Source organism: Microvirgula aerodenitrificans DSM 15089 (genome assembly GCF_000620105.1).
GTDB lineage: Bacteria > Pseudomonadota > Gammaproteobacteria > Burkholderiales > Aquaspirillaceae > Microvirgula > Microvirgula aerodenitrificans.
The window spans coordinates 1-20854 of record NZ_JHVK01000019.1 but is presented as its reverse complement, the minus strand read 5'-3'; the positions used below and the strand labels follow the sequence as shown (position 1 = coordinate 20854).

The following is a 20854-nucleotide window of genomic DNA, read 5'->3' as shown; positions in this document are numbered from 1 at the left end:
AGTCTGCCTGATGGAATCCTGTCTCTTCCGTTCCCGCCGCCGCGGGAAACCCCCGCTTCGCTCGTCCGTTCTTCGTGAACGGGGTTGATGGACAGTCTGAACCGCCGTGAGGAAAGCTCACGGCGGTTTTTTGCTTTCTCCTGGCCGCGCCCGCTACATCTCCAGCCAGTCGGTCAGCATCAGGCCGATGCCGAGCGAACTGTTGGCGTGGTTGTAGTCAATCAGGCTTTCGCCATAGCCGTTCACGTACTGGACGAAGCCGCGCAGGCGGCCATGGATCGGAAAGCTGTATTCAAGCTGCAGCATGCCCTTGCCGGTCGCCGCATTGAGCCGGCCCAGCGCCGAGAAGGTGTGCGAACCGTCGCGGCTGTAGATCAGCTGGACGTCACCATGCCCCATGTAGTCGGTAATGTCCGGGTTGTCGCCCCCGCCGCCTTCCGGCAGCCGGTACCAGGCGCGACCGAGCACCGTCCACGGCCCGCGTTCGAGGCCGGCCATGGCGTAGATCCGGTTCCAGCTGCGCGACAGCGGGTCGTCCTGACCATTCGACTGGTGGACCAGGCCGCCGCCGACCATCGCCAGCTTCCAGCCCCACAGCGACTGGCTGGTCGGTACGGTCAGCATCAATTCCGGCTCATAGTCGGTGTTGCGGAACGGCGACGACTGCGACTTGTTGTACACCTGCCAGTGCGATTGCTGGGTATAGCCGAACCACAGGTCGGCCGGGGTATCGAACATGTCCTGCCACAGCTTGGTCTTGAACGAAATCTGGAACTTGGCTTCGGTGTTCTGCACCGCATCGAACAGCGGCGTCTGCGGCTGGCTTGGCGACTGGGCACGATTGCTCGGATTGAAGTTCTGCCACACCGGCAGCACGTAGTTGGGCCGGTAGGCGCGCAGGGTGAAGGTGCCCCGCTTGTCCGAGGTGTCGAGATCCCACAGCCGCGTCAGCGGCGTGCGCCAGGCGACGACCGGCTCTGCGGGTGTCGTCGCCGTGTCGGTGCTGTTCTGCACTTCCCCGGTGGTCGGAGCGCTGGCAGCCTGGGCCGCACGTTCGGCCGGTGGCGCCGTCGGGTCCGGCGGCTGCGCGGTCAGGCTGTCATAACAGGTCAGCCGGGCGGCATCCTCGCCGAGCGCGCGACAGTGTGCCAGCGCATCGGTCAGCGGGACCGCCGCCTGTGCGGCGCCGGCCAGCACCATACAGGGCAGCAAGAGAGGCAATCGCATGATGGACAGTCTCCGTATGACAGAAATACAAAAGGCTTCGCAATTGCGAAGCCTTGTGCATTCTGGAATCGTACCAGACTATCAGGCAGCCATAGCCTTGATAGCGGACGACAGGCGGCTCTTCTGGCGAGCGGCCTTGTTCTTGTGGAACACGCCCTTGTCGGCGATGCGATCCATCACACTGCCGGAGACCTGGAACACGGCTTGCGCCGCAGCCTTGTCGCCTGCTTCGATCGACTTGATTACTTTTTTGACCGCGGTGCGATAAGCGGTACGCAGGCTGGCGTTCTGCGCGCGGGCCTTCAGGGCCTGGCGGGCGCGCTTGCGAGCTTGTGCGCTGTTTGCCATGAATGATTCTCCTGGTGAGCGGATTCTGTAAAACACGCGATTGTAAGGATGAGCCCCTGCTTTTGCAACAACAATGACTTAGCACGATTTGTCTTTCTGCCGTGCGGGGCCATTTCGGCACGCTGGTTTTGTACCGCTTCTCGCCGTACCATCGCGCCTTTGCGCCAGCTACAGTTCTGACAACAACATGAATCTGCTCAAAGCCCTGGTCACCGTCAGCGGGATGACGCTGGTTTCCCGCATACTGGGTTTTATCCGCGATGCCGTCATCGCGCGTGCCTTTGGTGCCGGCTTCGCCACCGACGCCTTCTTCGTCGCCTTCAAGCTGCCCAACCTGTTGCGCCGCATCTTCGCCGAGGGCGCGTTCTCGCAGGCCTTCGTGCCGGTGCTGGCCGAATACAAGCAGAAACGCGGTGAAGACGATACCCGCGTGCTGCTGGCCAACGTCAGCGGTGTGCTGGCCGCCTCGCTGCTGGTGGTGACCGTGGTCGGCATGCTGGCGGCGCCCTGGGTGATCTGGGTGACGGCGCCAGGCTTCACCACCGACGCCACCAAGTTCGACCTGACCGTGTCGATGCTGCGCGTCACCTTTCCCTATATTCTGCTGATCTCGCTGGCCTCGCTGGCCAGCAGCGTGCTCAATACCTATAACCAGTTCTCGATTCCGGCCTTCGCCCCGACCTTCCTGAACATCTGCTTTATCGTGTTCGCCGCTTTCCTGGCGCCGTACTTCCACCCGCCGGTGATGGCGCTGGCGTGGGCGGTATTCGCCGGCGGCGTGGTGCAGCTGGGCTTCATGCTGCCGTACCTGAAAAAGCTGCGCATGCTGCCCATGCCGCGCTTCGGTTTCCGCGACGCCGCAGTGATGCGCATCGTCCGCCAGATGGGCCCGGCGATCTTCGGCGTGTCGATCAGCCAGATCTCGCTGGTCATCAACACCATTTTTGCGTCGTTCCTGGTCTCCGGCAGCGTGTCGTGGATGTACTACGCCGACCGGCTGATGGAATTCCCCACCGGCATTCTCGGCGTCGCACTCGGCACCATCCTGCTGCCGAGCCTGTCCCGCCATGCGGCCAGCGACGATACCGCCACCTTCTCGCGCCTGCTCGACTGGGGCATCCGCCTGTCGGTGCTGCTGGCACTGCCGTCCGCCGTCGCGCTCGGCGTGCTGTCCAAGCCGCTGATCGCCACCCTGTTCATGTACGGCAAGTTCAGCCCGCTGGATGCCGACATGACCCAGCGCGCGCTGATTGCCTACTCGGTGGGCCTGCTCGGGCTGATTCTGGTCAAGGTGCTGGCGCCGGGCTTCTATGCGCGCCAGAACCTGAAGACGCCGGTCAAGATCGCCATCACCACGCTGATCCTGACCCAGTTGATGAACCTGGTCTTCATCCAGTCACTGCAGCATGCCGGGCTGGCGCTGGCCATCGGCCTCGGCGCCTGCCTGAATGCCGCCCTGCTGCTGTTCCAGCTGCTGCGCCACGGCATTTATATGCCGCAGGCCGGCTGGATGTCGTTCGGGCTGAAAGTGGTCATTGCCGTGATCGGCATGGCCGCCGTGCTGTACGGACTGCTGCAGGTGCTGCCGACCGACTGGCACGGCCACGCGTGGCAGCGGGCGCTGTGGCTGGGCGTGCTGGTGGTCGGCGGCGCCGCCAGCTATTTCGCCCTGCTGTTCGCGCTTGGCTTCCGCCTGCGCGACTTTGTCTGGCGCGAACGCCTCGCGGCCTGACGCAGTTGCCTTGAAGAAAAGCGGCCTTCCAGTTGGAAGGCCGCTTTCAGATAGGAGCAGTCCGGGAGTCAGACGGCGATCGCGTGCCGGCTGCGATAGCCGTCAAGGAAGCGTCCGATCCGGCCCATGGCTTCTTCAAGGTCATCGGTGTTCGGCAGGAACACCACGCGGAAGTGGTCCGGCTCATGCCAGTTGAAGCCGGTGCCCTGCACCAGCAGCACGCGCTGTTCGTTCAGCAGTTCCAGAATCAGTTGCTGGTCGTCTTCGACCGGATACATCTTGCGATCCAGCTTCGGGAACATGTACAGCGCGCCCTGCGGCTTGACGCAACTGACGCCCGGCATGTCGTTCAGCATCCGCCAGGCAAGGTCACGCTGACGCGCCAGCCGGCCGGTCGGTGCCACCAGATCGTCGATCGACTGATAGCCGCCGAGCGCGGTCTGGATCGCATGCTGGCCCGGGGCATTGGCGCACAGCCGCATCGAGGCCAGCATGTTCAGCCCCTCGATATAGTCCTTCGCCATGCTCTTGTCGCCGCTGACCACCATCCAGCCGGCACGGAAACCGGCGGAGCGGTAGTTCTTCGACAGCCCGTTCATGGTCACCACGAACAGATCCGGCGCCATCGACGCGATTGACGTGTGGGTCACCCCGTCGAACAGCACCTTGTCGTAGATTTCGTCGGCAAACAGGATCAGCCCGTGTTCGCGGGCCACGGCCACCAGCTCGCGCAGTACCTCGTCCGGATAGACGGCGCCGGTCGGGTTGTTCGGGTTGATGATGACCATCGCCCGCGTATTCGGCGTGATCTTGCGCCGGATATCGTCGATGTCCGGATACCAGTTCTGCTGTTCGTCACACATATAGTGCACGGCATTGCCGCCGGACAGGGTGACGGCAGCGGTCCACAGCGGGTAGTCCGGCGCCGGCAGCAGCACCTCGTCGCCGGCATCCAGCAGCGCCTGCATCGACATCACGATCAGCTCGGACACGCCGTTGCCGATATAAATGTCTTCGACGCCCACGGCCGGAATCAGCTTTTCCTGCGTGTAGTGCATGATCGCCTTGCGCGCGGCGAACAGGCCCTTGGAATCGGTATAGCCGGAGGCCTGCGGCAGGTGGCGCGCCATGTCCTGCATGATTTCTTCCGGAGCCAGGAAACCGAACGGCGCCGGGTTGCCGATATTCAGCTTGATGATGCGCTGCCCTTCGTCCTCCATCTGTTTGGCGCGGTCGAGCACCGGGCCGCGGATGTCGTAGCAGACGTTGAGCAATTTGCTGGATTTGTGGATCGGCTTCATCGGGGCGACCTTGTGGAGAGTGTTCGGCAAAGGGGAAGAAGGAAGCGGCACGGCCACGGCGGCGGCTTCCGGCTGGCGACGCCCGGCGCGCGCGCCGGACGGATCGACGCCAGCGGCCAGTTGTGCGCGCGCGGCGGCGGCGGCATCCCGGGCGGCATCGAGGGAAATCTGCGGATACACGCCCAGGGCGAGCACTTTCTCCTTGCCGGCGAAACGGTACTTGAGTCGCCAGTAGCGCGCGCCATTCGGCCGCGCCAGCAGGTAAAGACCACCGCCGTCGAACAGCTTTCGGTCACGGTCGCCATCGACGATCGCGGCGATGTCTTCGGATGTCAGCGCCATTTTTGGGGTATCTCCAGAAACGTTTCCAGAAATATACCCCGCACCCGTAAAAACGGCAAACAAATACCCCTATCATGCCGGCAATCCACAGTGGGGGTATCTAAAAAAGCGTGGCGACCGCGACACGGCCGCAACGCCGTATAATCGCGGCAGACCCATGAACGGCGGCACCTTACGGACACGACCGCCGCAAGCAAGCGAGAACACTTGATGAAAATGCATCTGACCCAGGGCGCACAAAACCTGTTCACCGCCTATGGCGACGGCTTTGTCGCCATCAATCAGGAACAGCACCACCAGCCATTGCTGGTCATGGCGGATCTGCTGACGCCATGGCCCGCCTCCTCGTTCGAGGCGCTGACCGAGGACGACTTCGCCGCGCTGCTGGCGCATGACCCGGAAGTCGTGGTGCTGGGTACCGGTCCGCGGCTGCGATTTCCGCATCCGCGCCTGACTGCCGCGCTGACCGCCCGTCAGATCGGCGTCGAGGTCATGGATACCCCCGCCGCCTGCCGGACCTTCAATATTCTGGTCAGCGAGGACCGCCGCGTCCTCGCCGCCATCCTGCTTTAGGCCGCAGAAATCAGCCGCGCGATCGCCGACGAATCAAGCTCACCGTCGCCGTTCGCCACCAGCGCGTCGATCAGCGCCGTCACCTGCGTGGTGGCCGGCAGGGCCGTGTCCAGCGCGCGGGCGGTCTCACCGACAATCCCCATGTCCTTCTGGTGCAGTTTGGCCTTGAAGCCCGGCACGTAGTTGTCGTCGATCATGCGCTGGCCATGGATATCCAGTACCCGGCTGGAGGCAAAGCCGCCCAGCAGCGCCTCGCGCACGCGAGCCTTGTCGACCTGGCACGCATCGGCCAGCTTGAATGCCTCGGCAACCGCCTGCACATTCAGCGCCACCACGATCTGGTTGCAGGCCTTGGCCACGCTGCCGGCACCGGAGTCGCCGATGCGGACAATGTTCTTGCCCATCGCCTGATACACCGGCTGCGCCTTGTCGAATGCCGCCTGCTCGCCACCGACCATGAACGACAGCGTGCCGTTGACGGCACCGACCTCGCCGCCCGAGACCGGCGAATCGAGGAAAGTCACGCCCTGCCCGGCGCAGCCGGCAGCGATGCGTCGTGCGCCCAGCGGGGCGATGGTCGACATGTCGATCACGATCAACCCCGGCCGTGCGCCCGACAGCACGCCGTTTTCCCCGAACAGCACCGACTCGACGTCGGGGGTGTCCGACACATTGGTCACCAGCACGTCGACGCGTCCGGCCAGCTCGGCCGGTGTCGCGCAGGCGGTGACCGCCAGATCGCCGATGCTGGCCGGGCGGCGCGCCCAGACCGACACCTCGAAGCCCGCCTTGAGCAGATTCCGTACACACGGACGCCCCATGATGCCCAAACCGATATAACCCACTCTCACGCTGTCTCTCCCGCAGTAATGATGAATGCCCGGACACCGCCAGCCCGTCGTATCCCGGCATGGCGATGACTAAGGTCTGATTAAATGAGGAATCCGATAGTAACGCCATCGCCCCGCTGACGGGGTAACGCTACGAAAGGCACCATCATGCGTTCGCTTCTGATTGCCATCCCCCTGCTTGCCAGCGCCGCAGCCTGGGCCGCGCCCGCCACCACCGGCGGATTCGTTGGAGAACCGCCGAAGCCGGTCACGGTCGAACAGGCCCGTGCCCTGCCCGATGACAGCCCGGTCGTGCTGCAGGGCCGGATCACCAAGCGCCTGAATCACGACAACTACGAGTTCCAGGACAAGACCGGCAAGATCACGGTCGAGATCGACAAGCATGTCTGGGCCGGCCAGACCGTCGCACCGAAGGACCAGGTCGAGATCTCCGGCGAGGTCGACAAGGACCTGACATCGACCGAAATCGACGTCAAGCAGCTGCGCCTGCTGCACTGAGCCCACCCGCGCGTCACATGAAAAATCCCCGCCTGTTCTCTGCCAGGCGGGGATTTTTCGTGCAGGGGGAACTTACTGTGCCGGAGCAGTGGCCGGTTTTTTGGCCTTGTCCTTGGCGGCAGTCTTGTCCTTGTCGACGGCGGGCTCGCCGGCCGGGGCCGGTTTTTTGGTGGCCGGCTTCTTGGCCTTGTCCGTCGTCGCCTTGTCCGCAGCCGGGGCAGCGGCCGGAGCCGAAGCCGGCTTGGCAGCCGGCGCGGCCTTGGCACTGGCCGGGGCCGCCGGCTTGGCACCCGGCTTCGCCGCCGGCAGCGTGGTGGCGCCGGACAGCGACACGTCCTTGCGGATGCTTTCCAGCGTCTTGTCGCCGATACCGGTCACTTTTTTCAGGTCATCGACCGATTTGAACGGCCCGTTCTTCTGCCGGTAATCGAGGATGGCCCTGGCCTTGGCCGGCCCGATGCCGTTCAGCGCTTCCAGCTCGGCCTGGCTCGCCGTATTGACGTTGACCGCAGCAAACGCGGCACCGATGTAGACAAAGGCGGCAAGGATGCCGACCAGCAATCGACGCAGAAACATGAAGGGACTTCCTTTTTTGGGATGAACGGTTTGAACATAGCGCGATACCGGATACGTCGCCATATTTTTTACCCGTTTTGCCTAACCGCGCCAGACATGAACAATGAAAAAGCGCCCGCGAAGGGCGCTTCAGGCTGTTCATGCTCCCCGCCCGCAAAAAACGGACATGAGGAGAAGGTCGCGGTCAGATCCGCTTGGCCAGTTCTTCCGCCTTGCCGAGGTAGGTCGCCGGACTCAGCGCCAGCAGGCGGGTCTTCTCGTCGGCCGGGATTGCCAGCGTCTCGATAAAGGCCGCCAGCGTCTCGCGGCTGATGCCGTCCTTGCCACGAGTCAGTTCCTTCAGTTGCTCGTACGGATTCTCGATGCCGTAGCGACGCATCACGGTCTGGATCGGCTCGGCCAGCAGCGCCCAGTTCGCGTCGAGGTCGGCTTCGAGCAGCGCCGGATTGCTTTCCAGCTTGTTCAGGCCGCGCAGCAGCGCCTTGAAACCGAGCTGGGTATAGCCGAACGCCACGCCCATATTGCGCAGCACGGTGGAGTCGGTCAGGTCACGCTGCCAGCGGCTGACCGGCAGCTTTTCGGCCAGGTGCGACAGCAGCGCGTTGGCCAGCCCGAAGTTGCCTTCCGAGTTCTCGAAATCGATCGGGTTGACCTTGTGCGGCATGGTCGAGCTGCCGACTTCGCCGGCAATGACTTTCTGCTTGAAGTAACCCAGCGAGATATACCCCCACATGTCGCGGTCGAGGTCGATCAGGATGGTGTTGACGCGCACCATGGTCTGGAACAGCTCGGCCATGTAGTCATGCGGCTCGATCTGGATCGTGTACGGGTTGTAGGTCAGGCCCAGGCCTTCGACGAAGCGCTTGGCCAGACCTTCCCAGGCCACTTCCGGGTAAGCGGTCAGGTGGGCATTGAAGTTGCCGACGGCACCGTTGATCTTGGCCAGCATTTCCTGGCGGGACAGCATCTCGCGCTGGCGTTGCAGCCGGTAGACGACGTTGGCGATTTCCTTGCCCATGGTGGTCGGCGTGGCCGGCTGGCCATGGGTGCGGCTCATCATCGGCTGGGCGGCCAGCTGGTGGGCCAGTTCGGTCAGGCGGGTGATGATTTCATCCAGCACCGGTACCAGCACCAGATCGCGTGCGCTCTTCAGCATCAGCGCATGGCTGAGGTTGTTGATGTCTTCCGACGTGCAGGCAAAGTGGATGAATTCGCTGGCAGCCATCACTTCCGGATTGCCGGACAGGCGTTCCTTCAGCCAGTACTCGATGGCTTTCACGTCATGGTTGGTGCGTGCCTCGATCGCCTTGACCGCTTCCGCATGTTCGACCGAGAAGCTGTCGATCAGGGTGTTGATCTCTTCGATGGTGGCATCGGAGAACGGGGCGATTTCGCCGATCAGCGGCTCGGCGGCCAGCGTCTTGAGCCACTCCAGTTCCACTTTCACCCGGGATTTCATCAGGCCGAATTCGCTGAAGATGCCCCGGAGCGGTTCGCAGGCGGCGGCGTAGCGGCCGTCGATCGGGGACAGGGCGGTCAATGCATTGAGATTCATGTGCGTCGATCTTGCTATGCCGGACCAGCCGGCGAGTTGAAAACCATGTCGCGACCCCGGGGCCGCGGCGGAAACATCAGCCCAGACGCCGGACCAGTCCGGCGGCCAGCGCGTCGGCGGCGGCCGGCGCAAAACGGAAGAACAGTTCGGGCTCGATCATCTCGAGCTCCATGATGGCCAGCCGGCCGGCGTTGTCGCGGATGGTATCGACCCGCGCATACAGGACGTCGAACGGCACGGCGCGCACGGCGGCCTCGGCAAAGGCGCACTCCTCGGCGCTCGGCTGGTGCGGATGCACGCTGCCGCCGTGGTCGTCCTGGACGCGGAAATCACCTGCCTTCGGCGTCTTGCGGATGGCGTGGGTCACTTTGCCGTCGATCACCATCAGCGACAGCTCGCCCTGCTCCAGCACACCGCGCTGGAACGGTTGCAGCATCATCGATTCGTGCCGGATCAGCTCGCCGAACGCCGCTTCATGCTCGCCGGCACGATCGGCATGAAAACGGTAGGTGTGGCGGGCCGCACCCGACACCGCCGGCTTGAGGATCAGTTCGTCCCAGTCCAGTCCGGCCACCACTTCGGTCAGGCTCCGGCTGTCGCCCGGCTCGACGTAGACGGTCGGCACCACATTGATGCCGGCGCGCGCCAGGTCGCCAAGGTAGTGCTTGTCGATATTCCAGCGGATCAGTGCCGACTCGTTCAGCAGCCGCGTACACGATTCGACATGGTCAAGCCACGGCGAGAATGTCGCATAGCGGTCGAAATAGTCCCAGGTGGTACGGAACAGCACGGAACGGGTCTGGCCCCAGTCCTGGTCAGGGTCGGCCCAGTCGCGGCGCGCCACGTTCAGGCCCTGGCGCTGCAGGGCCTCCATGACCAGCCCATCCTCGAGATGGACCTGCGACGTATACCAGTCGGATTCGTCGGGGTGCAGATAGCGGGATTCGGTCAGAATCAGGGTATCGAACATCGGTTCCAGCCTGCGCTGCGCGGACACGGTCCGCAATGGGGGAAAATCCGGAAGAGCCGGCGGGCTCTCCCGCAGATGGGGGCTTACATGCCCGGCAACAAGCCCTTCATGCCGCGCATCATCTTCATCATGCCGCCCTTCGAGAACTGCTTCATCATTTTCTGCATTTCCTCGAACTGCTTCAGCATGCGGTTGACCTCCTGCACGCTGACCCCGGCGCCGGCCGCGATGCGGCGCTTGCGGCTGGCCTTGATGATGTCGGGCTTGCGCCGTTCGGCCGGCGTCATCGAGTTGATGATGCCCTCGATGCGGTTGACCGACTTCTCGGCCTGCGCGCCTTCCATCCCCTTGGCCATCTGGCCGATCTGGCCCGGCATTTTCTCCATCAGGCTGGACATGCCGCCCATCTTGCGCATGGTCAGGATCTGCGACTTGAAGTCCTCGAGGTCGAAGCCCTTGCCGGACTTCATCTTCCTGGCGATGGCGGCGGCATCCTGCTCGTCGATGCCCTTCTGCACATCCTCGATCAGCGACAGTACGTCGCCCATGCCGAGAATGCGGCTGGCCATCCGGTCGGGGTGGAACGGTTCCAGCCCGTCGAGTTTTTCGCCGACACCGATGAACTTGATCGGCTTGCCGGTCACATGGCGGACCGACAGCGCCGCGCCACCGCGCGAGTCGCCGTCGAGTTTGGTCAGCACCACGCCGGTCAGCGGCAGCGTGTCGTTGAAGGCCTGGGCGGTGTTGACCGCATCCTGACCCTGCATCGCATCGACCACGAACAGCGTCTCGACCGGGTTGACGGCAGCGTGCACCGCCTTGATTTCGGCCATCATCGCCTCGTCGATGGCGAGGCGACCGGCGGTATCGACGATCAGCACGTCAAAGAAGTGGCGCTTCGCGTGATCGACCGCCGCCACGGCGATATCGACCGGCTTCTGCGACGGGTCGGACGGGAACCATTCGACGCCGACCTGTTCGGACAACAGCTTCAGCTGTTCGATGGCCGCCGGGCGATACACGTCGGCGGACACCAGCAGGACTTTTTTCTTCTGCTTTTCCTTCAGCAGCTTGGCCAGCTTGCCGGTAGTGGTGGTCTTGCCGGCGCCCTGCAGGCCGGCCATCAGCACGATGGCCGGCGGCACGGCAGCCAGGTTCAGCGCGTCATTGGTCTCGCCCATCAGCTTGACCAGTTCCTCGTTGACGACGCCGACCACGGCCTGGCCCGGCGTCAGGCTGCCCATGACGTCCTGCCCCATCGCCCGTTCCTTGACGTGGGCGACGAAGGTCTTGACCACCGGCAGCGCGACGTCGGCTTCCAGCAGGGCCATGCGCACTTCGCGCATGGCATCGGAGATATTCGACTCGGTGAGCCGTGCGTGACCCTTGAGGGTCTTGATCACGCCGGAAAGGCGATTGGTCAGGTTGTCGAGCATGCAGGCTGTCCTTGCGCCAGCGCGTCCCGCGCTGGCAGGGAATCGGTTAGACTTTCAGGAAACCGACATTTTACATGAGCCGACGGCAAAACCGTCGCAACGCCCATCGCCTTCATGACAACCGCCGAATTTCTGCCCGTCGCAGCCGGGATCGCCCTGGTCTGCTATCTGCTGCTGGCCTGGCACTTTACCGCCCACTGGTGCGGCAAGAGTGCGCTGACCCTGCCACGCGCGCCCCGCATCGAGCACCTGCTGATCGGCGCCGCGCTGGCGCTGCACGCGCTGACGCTGGCCGCACCGGCCGGCCAGCTGCTGCATCTCGGCGTCGGCGAAGCCGTCAGCCTGCTGGCGTGGCTGACCGTGCTGATCTACTGGATCACCTCCTGGTTCTTCCGCATGGAGGGCCTGCAGGCCCCCCTGATGTGGATGGCCGGCCTCGGGGTCGCCATGGGCGCACTGCTGCCGTATACCCACCAGTCCGATCTGCAGGCCACGCCGCTGCTGACCGTGCACATCGTCATCTCGCTGATCGCCTACAGCATGTTCCTGCTGGCAGCACTGCTGGCCGGGCTGATGCTGTGGGTCGACAAGCGGCTGCATACCCGCCAGCTGGCCACGCTGCCGACCCGCCTGCCACCGCTGCTGGCGCTGGAAACCCTGCTGTTCCAGCTGCTGTCGGTTGCCTTCCTGCTGCTGACGGTGACTGTGTTCACCGGGGTGACCTTCTCCGAACAGATTTTCGGCATGCCGTTCGCGTTCACGCACAAGAGCGTGTTCTCGATGGTGTCATGGGTGGTGTTTGCGCTGCTGCTGTTCGGCCGTTCGCGCTATGGCTGGCGCGGTCGGGTCGCAGCGCGCTGGACGCTGGCCGGCATGGGCACGCTGATGCTCGCCTACCTCGGCAGCAAGATCGTGCTGGAGCTGTTCCTGCACCGTTGAGCCGGGGGCTCAGTCCCCGGCCGGAAACACCAGCGGGCTGAATGCCTTGGCCGCCACGGTCACCCGCTGGCCGACGCGCAGTTGCGCCGCCTCGTCGTCATCGAGCACGACATCGACAATCTCGCCGCCCACCAGCAGGCTGGCGATCTGCAGCACATCCTCGTCCCGGATTGCCAGCACCTCGCCGGCCAGACGGAAACGACCGGCCGCCTGCCGGGTCAGGAACAGTTCGGCCGGGGTCGCATCGCCGGTCACCACACCGTCCTCGAGACGAATGACCCGGCTGGCCAGCCGGAACACTTCCGCCAGATCATGGCTGACCAGCACCGTGGTCAGCTTCAGCGCCTCGTGCACGCGCAGCAGCTCCTGCTGCAGCCGGCTGCGCAGGGCCGGGTCCAGTGCCGACAGCGGTTCGTCCAGCAACAGCAGCGCCGGCTCCCAGGCCAGCGCGCGCGCCAGTGCCACCCGCTGCTTCTGTCCGCCGGACAGCGTGTCCGGCTTGCGATTGGCCAGTGCTTCCAGCCCCATCAGTGCCAGCAGCTCGTCGACCCGCGCCGGCGTGCGCGCGGCAAAGGTCAGGTTGCCGCGCACCGTCAGGTGCGGGAACAGTGCGTAATCCTGGAATACCAGCCCGATGCGGCGACGCTGCGGCCGCAGGTCGATGCCGCGTGCCGCATCGAACCACACCTCGTCGCCGACCACGAGACGGCCGCTGTCCGGCCGGGTCAACCCGGCCAGCATGCGCAGCAGCGTGGTCTTGCCGGCCCCGGACGGGCCGAACAGCGCGACACGCTCGCCGGCACGGATGGTGGCCGCGGCCGAGAACGCCAGTTCGCCATGCCGGGACACCAGCCGCTTCTGCAGATCGAATTCGATCATGAAATCTCCGCCGCGCGCCGGCTCAGGCCGCGCGCGCCTGCGCCTTGTTGATGATGTAGACCGTCAGCAGCACGACAAAGCTCAGCACGAACAGCACGCCGGCGTAGACATTGGCCGCCGCATAGTCGAGGGCTTCCACTTCGTCGTAGATGGCGATCGACGCGACCTTGGTCACACCGGGGATATTGCCGCCAATCATCAGCACCACGCCAAACTCGCCGACCGTGTGCGCAAATGCCAGCACGATGCCGGACAGCAGCGACGGCTTCAGGTTCGGCAGCAGCACGCGGAACAGGATCTTCAGCCGTGACGCCCCCAGTGTGCGGGCGGCCTCGGTCAATGACACCGGCAACGACTGGAAGCCGGACTGCAGCGGGTGAACCATGAACGGCATGCTGAACAACACCGAACCAAGTACCAGTCCCTCGAAAGTAAAGACCAGGCGCAGGTCGAAGGTCGCCGCCAGCCAGTGGCCAAGCCAGGACTGCGGCGAGAACGCCAGCAGCAGGTAAAAGCCCAGCACCGACGGCGGCAGCACCAGCGGCATGCTGACCAGCGCTTCGGCAACCGGCTTCCAGCGGGCACGGCTGCCGGCCAGCCACAGGGCCAGTGGCACGCCGATCACCAGCAGGATGGCCGTGGTCACGGCCGCCAGCTCGAACGTCAGAAACAGCGGACTCCAGTCGATCCGGCTCAGCATGGCCCGTCTCCTGCCTCGATCCACAGCGACAGCTCATTGGCCTTGATCAGCGCCGTCACCGCATCGCCGGGGGCCAGTTCCAGATCGCTTGCCGCGCGGGCCGTGATCAGCGACACGATCTTGTGTCCGTCGCAGTCGAGCGTGACCCGCGCCATCAGCCGGCCGAGGTCGAGCGAATCAATGGTCGCCACCAGCCGGTTGCGCAGGCTGATCCGGCCGAGCGCGCCCTTGGCCAGCGACACTTCCGCCGATTTGAAGCCCGCGGTGACCCGCGCGCCGGGAACAAAGGCCCCCGCACCGCCAGCCATCATCGCGGTCAGGCGCGTCCCGTTGTCCAGCTCGACCTCCACCAGCGCCAGCGACGCCTCGCAGTTCACCGCCACTACACTGGCGTCGAGGCGGTTCATGGCAGCAGGTAGCCGTTCTTCGACAGGATGTCGCGCGCCGTGGCCGAACTCATGAAGTCATACAGCTTGCGGGCGGCCACCCCGTTCTCGGCACCACCGCGCCTGGTCACCACCATCGCCTGCGCGATCGGCTGGTAGCTGTCACGGGCCAGCTCCACATAATGGCCCTTGCCCTTCATTTCCGGGGACACCACCACCGACTTGGCGGTAAAGCCGGCATCGGCCGCACGCGAGTAGATGTACTGGTTGGTCTGCGAGATGCTTTCACCAAACACCAGTTTGGATTCCAGCTTGCTGTCCAGGCCGAGCTTGCCGAGCACCTTCATGGTTTCACGGCCATACGGCGCCGTACGCGGATTGGCGACGGCGATTTTGGCGACCTGCGGGCCGGCCAGCGCCTGCTGCCAGTTGTTCAGATTCAGATCCGGCTTCAGCGTCCACAGCACCAGCGTGCCGTAGGCATAGATTTTCGGTGGCGTGGCAGTCAGGCCGAGTTCGGCCAGCTTTTCCGGGAAATCACGGTCGGCCGACAGGAAGAAATCGTACGGTGCGCCATTCTGGATCTGGGCGACGAACTTGCCCGACGAGCTGTAAGACGGTTTGACGGCAATGCCGGTCTCGCGCTGAAATGCCGCGGCCAGATCGTCGAACGTGTACTGCAGATTGGCGGCAACGGCCACCGACAGCGGCTCGGCCGCCAGCGCCGGTCCGGCAAACACGAGGGAAACCAGCAGCGGCAGGGTCTTCTTCAGCATGGAAACTCCGGGGAAAAACAGTAGGAAATCAGGCAGCGACGGCCAGGATCACTTGCGATGCCTTGAACAGCGCGGTGGCCTGCTGGCCGACGGCCAGCGCCATGCGCTCGGCGCTGTCGTGAGTGACGATGGCGCACACGCTGTTGCCGCCATCGAGATCGATGACCACTTCGGTGTTGACCGCCCCCGGCGTCAGCGACGCGACAATGCCGGTCAGCTGGTTGCGCGCAGACAGCAGCGCGTCACCGAGACCGGTCGCCACCATGATCGACGAGGCCTTGACCAGCGCGATCGCCTCACCGCCAACTTCGAGACCGAGGCTGGCCCGGCTGTCACTGGTAATGATGGCGACCAGCCGCGCGCCGCCGGCGAGTTCGAGTTCGATCTCGTCATTGACCGCGCCGGTACGGATCGCGCTGATGCGGCCAAGGAACTGATTGCGGGCACTGGTGCGCATGGTGCGGAATCTCCTCAGCAGATCGAGTGTGGCCGGTACGTCGTCCAGATGAAGGGCCGCCAGCATGCGGTGCTGCTCGGCCTCGATGGCGCGATAGACCTTGACCAGCGCGTGCCCGGCCTCGGTCAGTTGCGTACCGCCGCCACCGCGGCCACCTGCTGCACGGGTCACCAGCGGCTGCGGCGACAGGTTGTTCATCGCGTCGACCATGTCCCAGGCGGTCTTGTAGCTGACACCGGCCGCTTTGGCTGCTCGCGTGATCGAGCCTTCGGCGGCAATGGCTTCCAGCAGGCGCACCTGGGGCAGCGCGGCATAGCGCCGGCCTTCGGCCAGCAGGGCAAGATCGGTGGCAAACGGCATGGGCTGCGACTCTGGCTAGGGAATACCAGGCGCAATATATCCGACTACATAGCGTCAGACCATAGCCCGGATGGCGGAGGCGGACCCGGCCGGCATGAACAGGCCGGCATCGAGAGTGGCACGATGACCGACGCTGAGCAGGATGCCGCTGTGCATGACAGCGACGATACGGGCGTACAACTGCTGCTCCATGTCTTCGTCCAGCGCACTGGACGCCTCATCCAGGCACAGCACATCCGGCGGATCGAGCAGTACCCTGGCCAGCGCGATCCGCTGCTGCTCGCCCAGACTCATCACGTGCGCACAGGATTCGCAGTGGTCGAGCCGGTTGCTGAAATGCACCAGCCCCGCCTCGTGCAGGATGGCCACCAGCTGCCGGTCATCGATCGCACCGGCTTTTGCCGGATAGCACAGCACGGCGCGCAGGCTGACCCCAGGCACGGCGACGGTCGTCACCGGACCAGCAGGGCAGGGCCGGACCAGGCCCCAGACGTTGCCGATGACCGGCCGGGCGACACTCATGCCGCCGCTGCCCCGCCTGCGGCCACGGCAGCCAGCACCTCGTCCACATCCTGCGGCGGTCGCTCGAAGGTGATCCGGCGGCGAAGATCGAGCAGGCGCAGATCACAGCCACCACTGTCGACGCCGAGCACATGCCAGCCCTGGCCGGTCAGCCCGGCGATGGCCTCGGCTTCGAACGGCAGCGCCGGCCGCAGCAGCTCGGCGCCATCGAACCAGCCCATGCGACCGAAGCCGGCCACGAAGCGCGCCCGCTTCGGCACGAAGCGCCAGAAGGAAAAATCGTCGAAGTCGATATAGTCGACCGCACCGGGCTGGTAGCGCAGAAAACGTTGCCGGCGCGCCGGTGTCCGCTCGCACGGCATGGCATCGGCCAGCAGCGTGATCCTCAGCGTGCGATCCGCCGGCAGGGTGGCATCGGCCAGCAGCAGACTGGCATGCGCATCGGCCTGCAACTGCCTGGTGTGCTCGGCCAGGGTGCTGATCACGGTCAGCGGCACACCGTCCTCATCCGGCGCCAGCGTGATGGCAGAGACATACGGATAGCCGGGCAAGGCCAGGCAGTGGCTGGCCAGCGCGGCCTGTTCGCTGCAATGCAGCAGGGAGACGGCGGAAATCAGTCCGGTATTCACATCAGGTCTCCTTGGAAAGACGGCAACAACAACCAGATCTACTGTTGACCGTAGCAGAAGTCTCCCTCGTCCGAGCGGAAGGCAACCACGCCGGCGCGACAATATGCCGCAAGCACATCGCCGTCCGGGCAGGTACATTCGGCCCGGTCACTGCCGAACCAGCGCCAATGCCCTTCCCCTTTCCCTGCCCGGTACAATGAGCGCTCCCTTTCCCGCCCCCCGAGTCATGGACCTTCCCTCGTCGATTCGCATCGTTCGCCTGCGCTGGGCCATTCTCGGCCTGTGTCTGCTGGCCGGCGGCGCCCTGTATCTGGGCGCAGTCGAATTGCCGTGGCCGGCCCTGGCCCTGGTCGCCTGCTCGCTGGCCTCGGCCAACCTGGTCTGGAGTCTCGCCGGCCCGGCGCGCTGGGCCGCGCTCGATATACAGCTCGGTGTCGATTTTCTCTGCCTGACCGCGCTGCTGTACCTGACCGGTGGCCCGGCCAATCCGCTGGTGTCGATGTATCTGCTGCTGATCGCACTGGCCGCACAGGCCATGCCTGCGACCCGGACCTGGCTGCTGGCCGCCGCGTCGATGCTCGCCTATGCCCTGCTGTTCCGCTGGCACCAGCCGATCATGGTCGCCGGCGAGCATTCGGACATGCTGATCAGCCTGCATCTGGCCGGCATGTGGCTGACCTTCTGCGTCTGCGGCATCGTGCTGGCCGGACCGCTGGCCAGACTGTCACGCACGGTGCGCGAGCGCGAACTGGAGCTGGGCCGCATCCGCGAAACCCAGCTGCGCGACGAAAAGCTGGTAGCGCTGGGCATGATTGCCGCCGGCGCCGCACATGAACTCGGCACACCACTGAATACCCTGACCCTGCTGGCCGACGACCTGGCCGAACGCTATGCCGGCGACCCCGAGCTGGACGACGATGTCCGGCTGATGCGCAATCAGCTGGGTGCCTGCCGCCGCGCGCTGGGACGCCTGAAACAGCAGGGCGGCGAGCTGGCGTCGCCGGCAGAGCCGGTCTCGCAGCAACTCGGACATCTGGTCGCCAACTGGCGCAATCTGCGACCGCAAATCGAGCTCGACTATCAGCCGGCGCTGGCGACAGCGCCGACCCGCTGGTTCGACCCAAGCTTCGGCCCCGCACTGCTGAACCTGCTGAACAATGCCGCCGACGCCAGCCCCGATGGCCGGATAACGGTCCAGGCCGACTGGCAGGCACCGATACTGGTCATCCGCATCCGCCATGCCGGCAGTCTGCCGCCGCAGCTGGAGCTCACCCATCCGGCAATGCCGGTGGCCAGCAGCAAGCAGCATGGAATGGGACTGGGCATGTTCCTGGCCCACGCCACCCTGGACAAGCTGGGCGGTACACTGCGGATGGACAGCGATGCGGACGGCGTCTGCACCACACTGACCCTGCCCCTGCCCACCTCCCACGTGGTTAGCCCCCCATGACACACCTGCTCCTGATCGACGATGACGAAGCCTTTCTGTCCATGCTGTCCCGGGTGCTGCAGCGCAAGGGGCTGTCCATCAGCCTCGCGGTCTCCCCGGAACGGGCGCTGGAGGTCATCAGCGAGACACCACAACCGATCGACGGCATCGTGCTCGATCTGAACCTTGGCGGCTGCAGTGGTCTGAAATGGATTCCGGCCCTGCGCGAAAAACTGCCGGATACGCCGATTCTGGTACTGACCGGCTATGCCAGCATCACCACGGCAGTCGATGCCATCAAACTGGGCGCGACCCAGTACCTGGCCAAGCCGGCCGATGCGGACAGCATCCTGGCAGCCCTGCAAGCCGATTCGACCACCTCGCCGACCGCCCCGGCCGACCCGGCCACCCCGATGTCGCTGAAGCGGCTGACCTGGGAACACCTTCAGCGGGTACTGAACGAGAACGACGGCAACGTCTCCGCCACCGCCCGCGCCCTGAACATGCACCGCCGCACGCTGCAGCGGATGCTGGCAAAACGGCCGGTTGCCCGCTAACCGCCACTTGTCCTGCAGGCAGGCCTGGCAGTCGCGGAGTTTCCCGGCCTGAAACTGGTTTCAGAAGCGGCGCCCCGGCCGGGACCGGCCTCGACGGCGCCCGAAAACAGGGAGGCCAGCCGTGCCCGGCGACACTGCCACATCCCCCCACCTCATCCCGTCATTCATGGGCCACTCCGGGTACCGGTGCCCCGCCGCTGGCTGGCATGCATGAACAGCACGCCGGCCGGACTGGCGCATGCAGCCTGCTGTATCACCTGGAGAAAACGGCGCGGTTCCGCGCCGCGCTGAACCATGGATGAAAGCAGCCCAAAACGGCCGGTTGACGGTCCGCGCCATTCGTCCGAAAGAACAACCGGGGCAGCACAGATCTCCTATAGCAGGCTTTGAAGCGACATATCAGACCGGCACCGGCTGCTCAGGATGCCGGACATCAGGAGCCCACCATGCCAGGCGAAACATCCTCCCTCCCGGAAAACCTGCCAGCGGTCCCGGGTTCCGGCCCCCGCCCCGCAATCGGCATGCACGGTGAACGCATCGACTGGCTCAACCCGCGCAGCCAGCTGTATCACCTGGGTGATGGCGCACGCAGCTATGATCCGATGCTGCAGTGCTTCCTGAACAAAGACCCGTACTGCCCGTTCTCGGGTGGCGGCATCAATCCGTATGCGTTCTGCCGCGGTGATCCGGTCAACCGGAGCGATCATTCCGGCTACATGAGTGTTTCCGCCGGGTTCGGACTCGGGATGGGCATTCTCGGTATCCTGCTCGGCATTCTTACCCTCGGCCTGGCAACGCTGGCAGCGATGACGGTCCTGGGCAGCTTGCTGCTGGCAACCTCCACTGTCCTTGGCCTGGCGTCCAGCGCCACTGGCATCGCCTCCGCCGTACTGGAAGACCGGGACCCCGAACTGGCACGCACGCTGGGCTGGATATCGCTTGGGCTGGGCATGGCCTCGGCGGTAACGGGGATGATCGGGCCAGCGCTGGCCAGCTACGTGAAGGCCACCGGGCGCGTCATTACCGGCCGCCTGATAAAAAATGGCCACATCAACTTCGTCGAGGCCACAGAATCACAGGACAAAATCCATTTCCTGTTTCTGCCAGAATTCAAAGACGGCTCGCTGGTCATGACTCACGGGAAACCCGGGCTCATGCAGACCATCAATGGGACGTATGTCACACCCGATGAGTGGGCAGACGAGCTGTTCCGGTTCTCGGGTTACGCCAGATCCCGTCCCGGCAGTCCCCTCTATCTGATGTCCTGCAATGCAGCTACCCCCCATGCGCCGGCAGCCGCCAACGCCCAGTACATCGCCGATGTGCTGGGCCGCACGACCCGGGCCCTGAACTCTCCCGTGTCCATGTGCCACATCGACAGGCTGCCGAGGCTGCTGCCCCGTACATTCGTTGGGCGCGGCAACACCTGGGGCAAGCTGCTCGATTTCACCCCGCAGTAAACCGCCCATGAAAGCCGCCCCCCGGGCATGGCACGGGGGGCGGCTTTGCGCATTCAGTCGCACCAATGAAAGAAGCCCTCGTACAGGGTACGAGGGCTTCAGTATAGGACCTGGCGGTGACCTACTTTCGCATGGGCAAGTGCCACACTATCATCGGCGCAAAGCAGTTTCACGGTCCTGTTCGGGATGGGAAGGGGTGGTTCCCGCTCGCTATGGCCGCCAGGGTAAAAGGTTGGTCGCCGGGACTTATCCCAACAACCAGAAACAGAAGAAGCAACAACTTCAAGTCAGATTTTGCGTATCGCTCGCTCACACAGCCGAATGTCTCGACTTATAGGATCAAGCCGCACG

The 20854-nt window shown here is 64.6% G+C and carries 22 protein-coding genes, 1 rRNA gene and 1 pseudogene; 7 read left to right on the top strand and 17 right to left on the bottom strand.

Annotated features, from left to right (window positions below):
- Nucleotides 1–153 precede the first annotated feature (153 nt).
- Entirely contained in the window at nt 154–1227 is a 1074-nt protein-coding gene (locus Q352_RS0114400) for a phospholipase A (protein ID WP_028499948.1), read from the bottom strand.
- An 81-nt stretch (nt 1228–1308) separates the two neighbouring features.
- Entirely contained in the window at nt 1309–1575 is a 267-nt protein-coding gene (gene rpsT / locus Q352_RS0114395; protein ID WP_028499947.1) for a 30S ribosomal protein S20, read from the bottom strand.
- 187 nt (nt 1576–1762) lie between these two features.
- Between rpsT and murJ the strand changes: the two genes are divergently transcribed.
- Nucleotides 1763–3307 carry a murein biosynthesis integral membrane protein MurJ gene (gene murJ / locus Q352_RS0114390; protein WP_028499946.1) on the top strand — a complete coding sequence of 515 codons (1545 nt, stop codon included), beginning with the start codon at nt 1763–1765 and terminating at the stop codon, nt 3305–3307.
- Nucleotides 3308–3375: 68 nt separating this feature from the next.
- Here the strand turns inward: murJ and Q352_RS0114385 are convergent, their stop codons facing one another.
- Entirely contained in the window at nt 3376–4608 is a 1233-nt protein-coding gene (locus tag Q352_RS0114385; protein WP_233495291.1) for a pyridoxal phosphate-dependent aminotransferase, read from the bottom strand.
- A gap of 99 nt (nt 4609–4707) precedes the next feature.
- A pseudogene (locus tag Q352_RS24180) lies at nt 4708–4950 on the bottom strand (Arm DNA-binding domain-containing protein); the annotation flags it as partial.
- Between the two features lie 210 nt (nt 4951–5160).
- Between Q352_RS24180 and Q352_RS0114380 the strand changes: the two are divergent.
- Nucleotides 5161–5523, top strand: a complete 363-nt coding sequence (locus tag Q352_RS0114380) for an Mth938-like domain-containing protein (RefSeq protein WP_028499944.1) — start codon at nt 5161–5163, stop codon at nt 5521–5523.
- Here the strand turns inward: Q352_RS0114380 and Q352_RS0114375 are convergent.
- A complete protein-coding gene (locus tag Q352_RS0114375) occupies nt 5520–6374 on the bottom strand; it encodes an NAD(P)-dependent oxidoreductase (protein WP_028499943.1) in 855 nt (284 codons plus the stop codon). The genes Q352_RS0114380 and Q352_RS0114375 overlap by 4 nt on opposite strands.
- A gap of 147 nt (nt 6375–6521) precedes the next feature.
- Here Q352_RS0114375 and Q352_RS0114370 point away from each other — a divergent pair, with 147 nt between their 5' ends.
- Nucleotides 6522–6872: a NirD/YgiW/YdeI family stress tolerance protein gene (locus tag Q352_RS0114370; protein ID WP_028499942.1), complete on the top strand. Its 351-nt coding sequence runs from the start codon at nt 6522–6524 to the stop codon at nt 6870–6872.
- Between the two features lie 72 nt (nt 6873–6944).
- Here Q352_RS0114370 and Q352_RS21295 read toward each other — a convergent pair whose 3' ends face one another.
- From Q352_RS21295 to ffh, 4 genes are all read right to left on the bottom strand, one after another.
- Nucleotides 6945–7448, bottom strand: a complete 504-nt coding sequence (locus tag Q352_RS21295) for a ComEA family DNA-binding protein (RefSeq protein WP_211249636.1) — start codon at nt 7446–7448, stop codon at nt 6945–6947.
- A gap of 184 nt (nt 7449–7632) precedes the next feature.
- The gene (gene purB / locus Q352_RS0114360; protein WP_028499941.1) at nt 7633–9003 is read right to left on the bottom strand and encodes an adenylosuccinate lyase; all 1371 of its coding nucleotides are present in this window, start codon (nt 9001–9003) and stop codon (nt 7633–7635) included.
- 76 nt (nt 9004–9079) lie between these two features.
- Nucleotides 9080–9973: an ATP-grasp domain-containing protein gene (locus Q352_RS0114355; protein ID WP_028499940.1), complete on the bottom strand. Its 894-nt coding sequence runs from the start codon at nt 9971–9973 to the stop codon at nt 9080–9082.
- An 83-nt stretch (nt 9974–10056) separates the two neighbouring features.
- Entirely contained in the window at nt 10057–11409 is a 1353-nt protein-coding gene (gene ffh / locus Q352_RS0114350; protein ID WP_028499939.1) for a signal recognition particle protein, read from the bottom strand.
- A gap of 114 nt (nt 11410–11523) precedes the next feature.
- On the opposite strand from ffh, the gene Q352_RS0114345 reads away from it, so the two are divergent.
- Nucleotides 11524–12348, top strand: coding sequence for a cytochrome C assembly family protein (locus tag Q352_RS0114345; RefSeq protein ID WP_036386485.1), 825 nt, complete (start codon nt 11524–11526; stop codon nt 12346–12348).
- Nucleotides 12349–12357: 9 nt separating this feature from the next.
- Here the strand turns inward: Q352_RS0114345 and Q352_RS0114340 are convergent, their stop codons facing one another.
- From Q352_RS0114340 to Q352_RS21290, 7 genes are read right to left on the bottom strand one after another with little or no spacing between them, the layout of a single operon-like run.
- Entirely contained in the window at nt 12358–13227 is an 870-nt protein-coding gene (locus Q352_RS0114340; RefSeq protein WP_028499937.1) for an ABC transporter ATP-binding protein, read from the bottom strand.
- Between the two features lie 22 nt (nt 13228–13249).
- Nucleotides 13250–13927 carry a molybdate ABC transporter permease subunit gene (gene modB, locus Q352_RS0114335; protein ID WP_036386483.1) on the bottom strand — a complete coding sequence of 226 codons (678 nt, stop codon included), beginning with the start codon at nt 13925–13927 and terminating at the stop codon, nt 13250–13252.
- The gene (locus Q352_RS0114330; protein ID WP_028499935.1) at nt 13921–14334 is read right to left on the bottom strand and encodes a TOBE domain-containing protein; all 414 of its coding nucleotides are present in this window, start codon (nt 14332–14334) and stop codon (nt 13921–13923) included. Before Q352_RS0114330 ends, modB begins: the two co-directional genes overlap by 7 nt.
- Complete coding sequence (gene modA / locus Q352_RS0114325; protein ID WP_036386481.1) at nt 14331–15089, bottom strand: molybdate ABC transporter substrate-binding protein; 759 nt, start codon at nt 15087–15089, stop codon at nt 14331–14333. Before modA ends, Q352_RS0114330 begins: the two co-directional genes overlap by 4 nt.
- A gap of 28 nt (nt 15090–15117) precedes the next feature.
- Complete coding sequence (locus Q352_RS0114320; RefSeq protein WP_028499933.1) at nt 15118–15906, bottom strand: TOBE domain-containing protein; 789 nt, start codon at nt 15904–15906, stop codon at nt 15118–15120.
- Nucleotides 15907–15960: 54 nt separating this feature from the next.
- Nucleotides 15961–16428, bottom strand: a complete 468-nt coding sequence (locus Q352_RS0114315; protein ID WP_028499932.1) for an ATP-binding cassette domain-containing protein — start codon at nt 16426–16428, stop codon at nt 15961–15963.
- Nucleotides 16425–17057 carry a HugZ family pyridoxamine 5'-phosphate oxidase gene (locus tag Q352_RS21290; protein WP_051528986.1) on the bottom strand — a complete coding sequence of 211 codons (633 nt, stop codon included), beginning with the start codon at nt 17055–17057 and terminating at the stop codon, nt 16425–16427. Before Q352_RS21290 ends, Q352_RS0114315 begins: the two co-directional genes overlap by 4 nt.
- Nucleotides 17058–17283: 226 nt before the next feature.
- Here Q352_RS21290 and Q352_RS21285 point away from each other — a divergent pair, with 226 nt between their 5' ends.
- The 3 genes from Q352_RS21285 (at nt 17284) to Q352_RS0114295 (ending at nt 20503) form a co-directional block, all read left to right on the top strand.
- Nucleotides 17284–18507, top strand: a complete 1224-nt coding sequence (locus tag Q352_RS21285; RefSeq protein WP_051528985.1) for an ATP-binding protein — start codon at nt 17284–17286, stop codon at nt 18505–18507.
- Nucleotides 18504–19043 carry a response regulator transcription factor gene (locus tag Q352_RS0114300; protein ID WP_028499931.1) on the top strand — a complete coding sequence of 180 codons (540 nt, stop codon included), beginning with the start codon at nt 18504–18506 and terminating at the stop codon, nt 19041–19043. The genes Q352_RS21285 and Q352_RS0114300 overlap by 4 nt, the downstream gene beginning before the upstream one ends.
- Nucleotides 19044–19489: 446 nt before the next feature.
- Nucleotides 19490–20503 (top strand): RHS repeat-associated core domain-containing protein, encoded by a 1014-nt coding sequence (locus tag Q352_RS0114295; RefSeq protein WP_084300217.1) that lies wholly within the window; start codon nt 19490–19492, stop codon nt 20501–20503.
- Between the two features lie 108 nt (nt 20504–20611).
- On the opposite strand, the gene rrf is transcribed toward Q352_RS0114295, so the two are convergent.
- Nucleotides 20612–20727: ribosomal RNA gene (rrf, locus tag Q352_RS0114290) — 5S ribosomal RNA — on the bottom strand.
- Between the last annotated feature and the right edge of the window lie 127 nt (nt 20728–20854).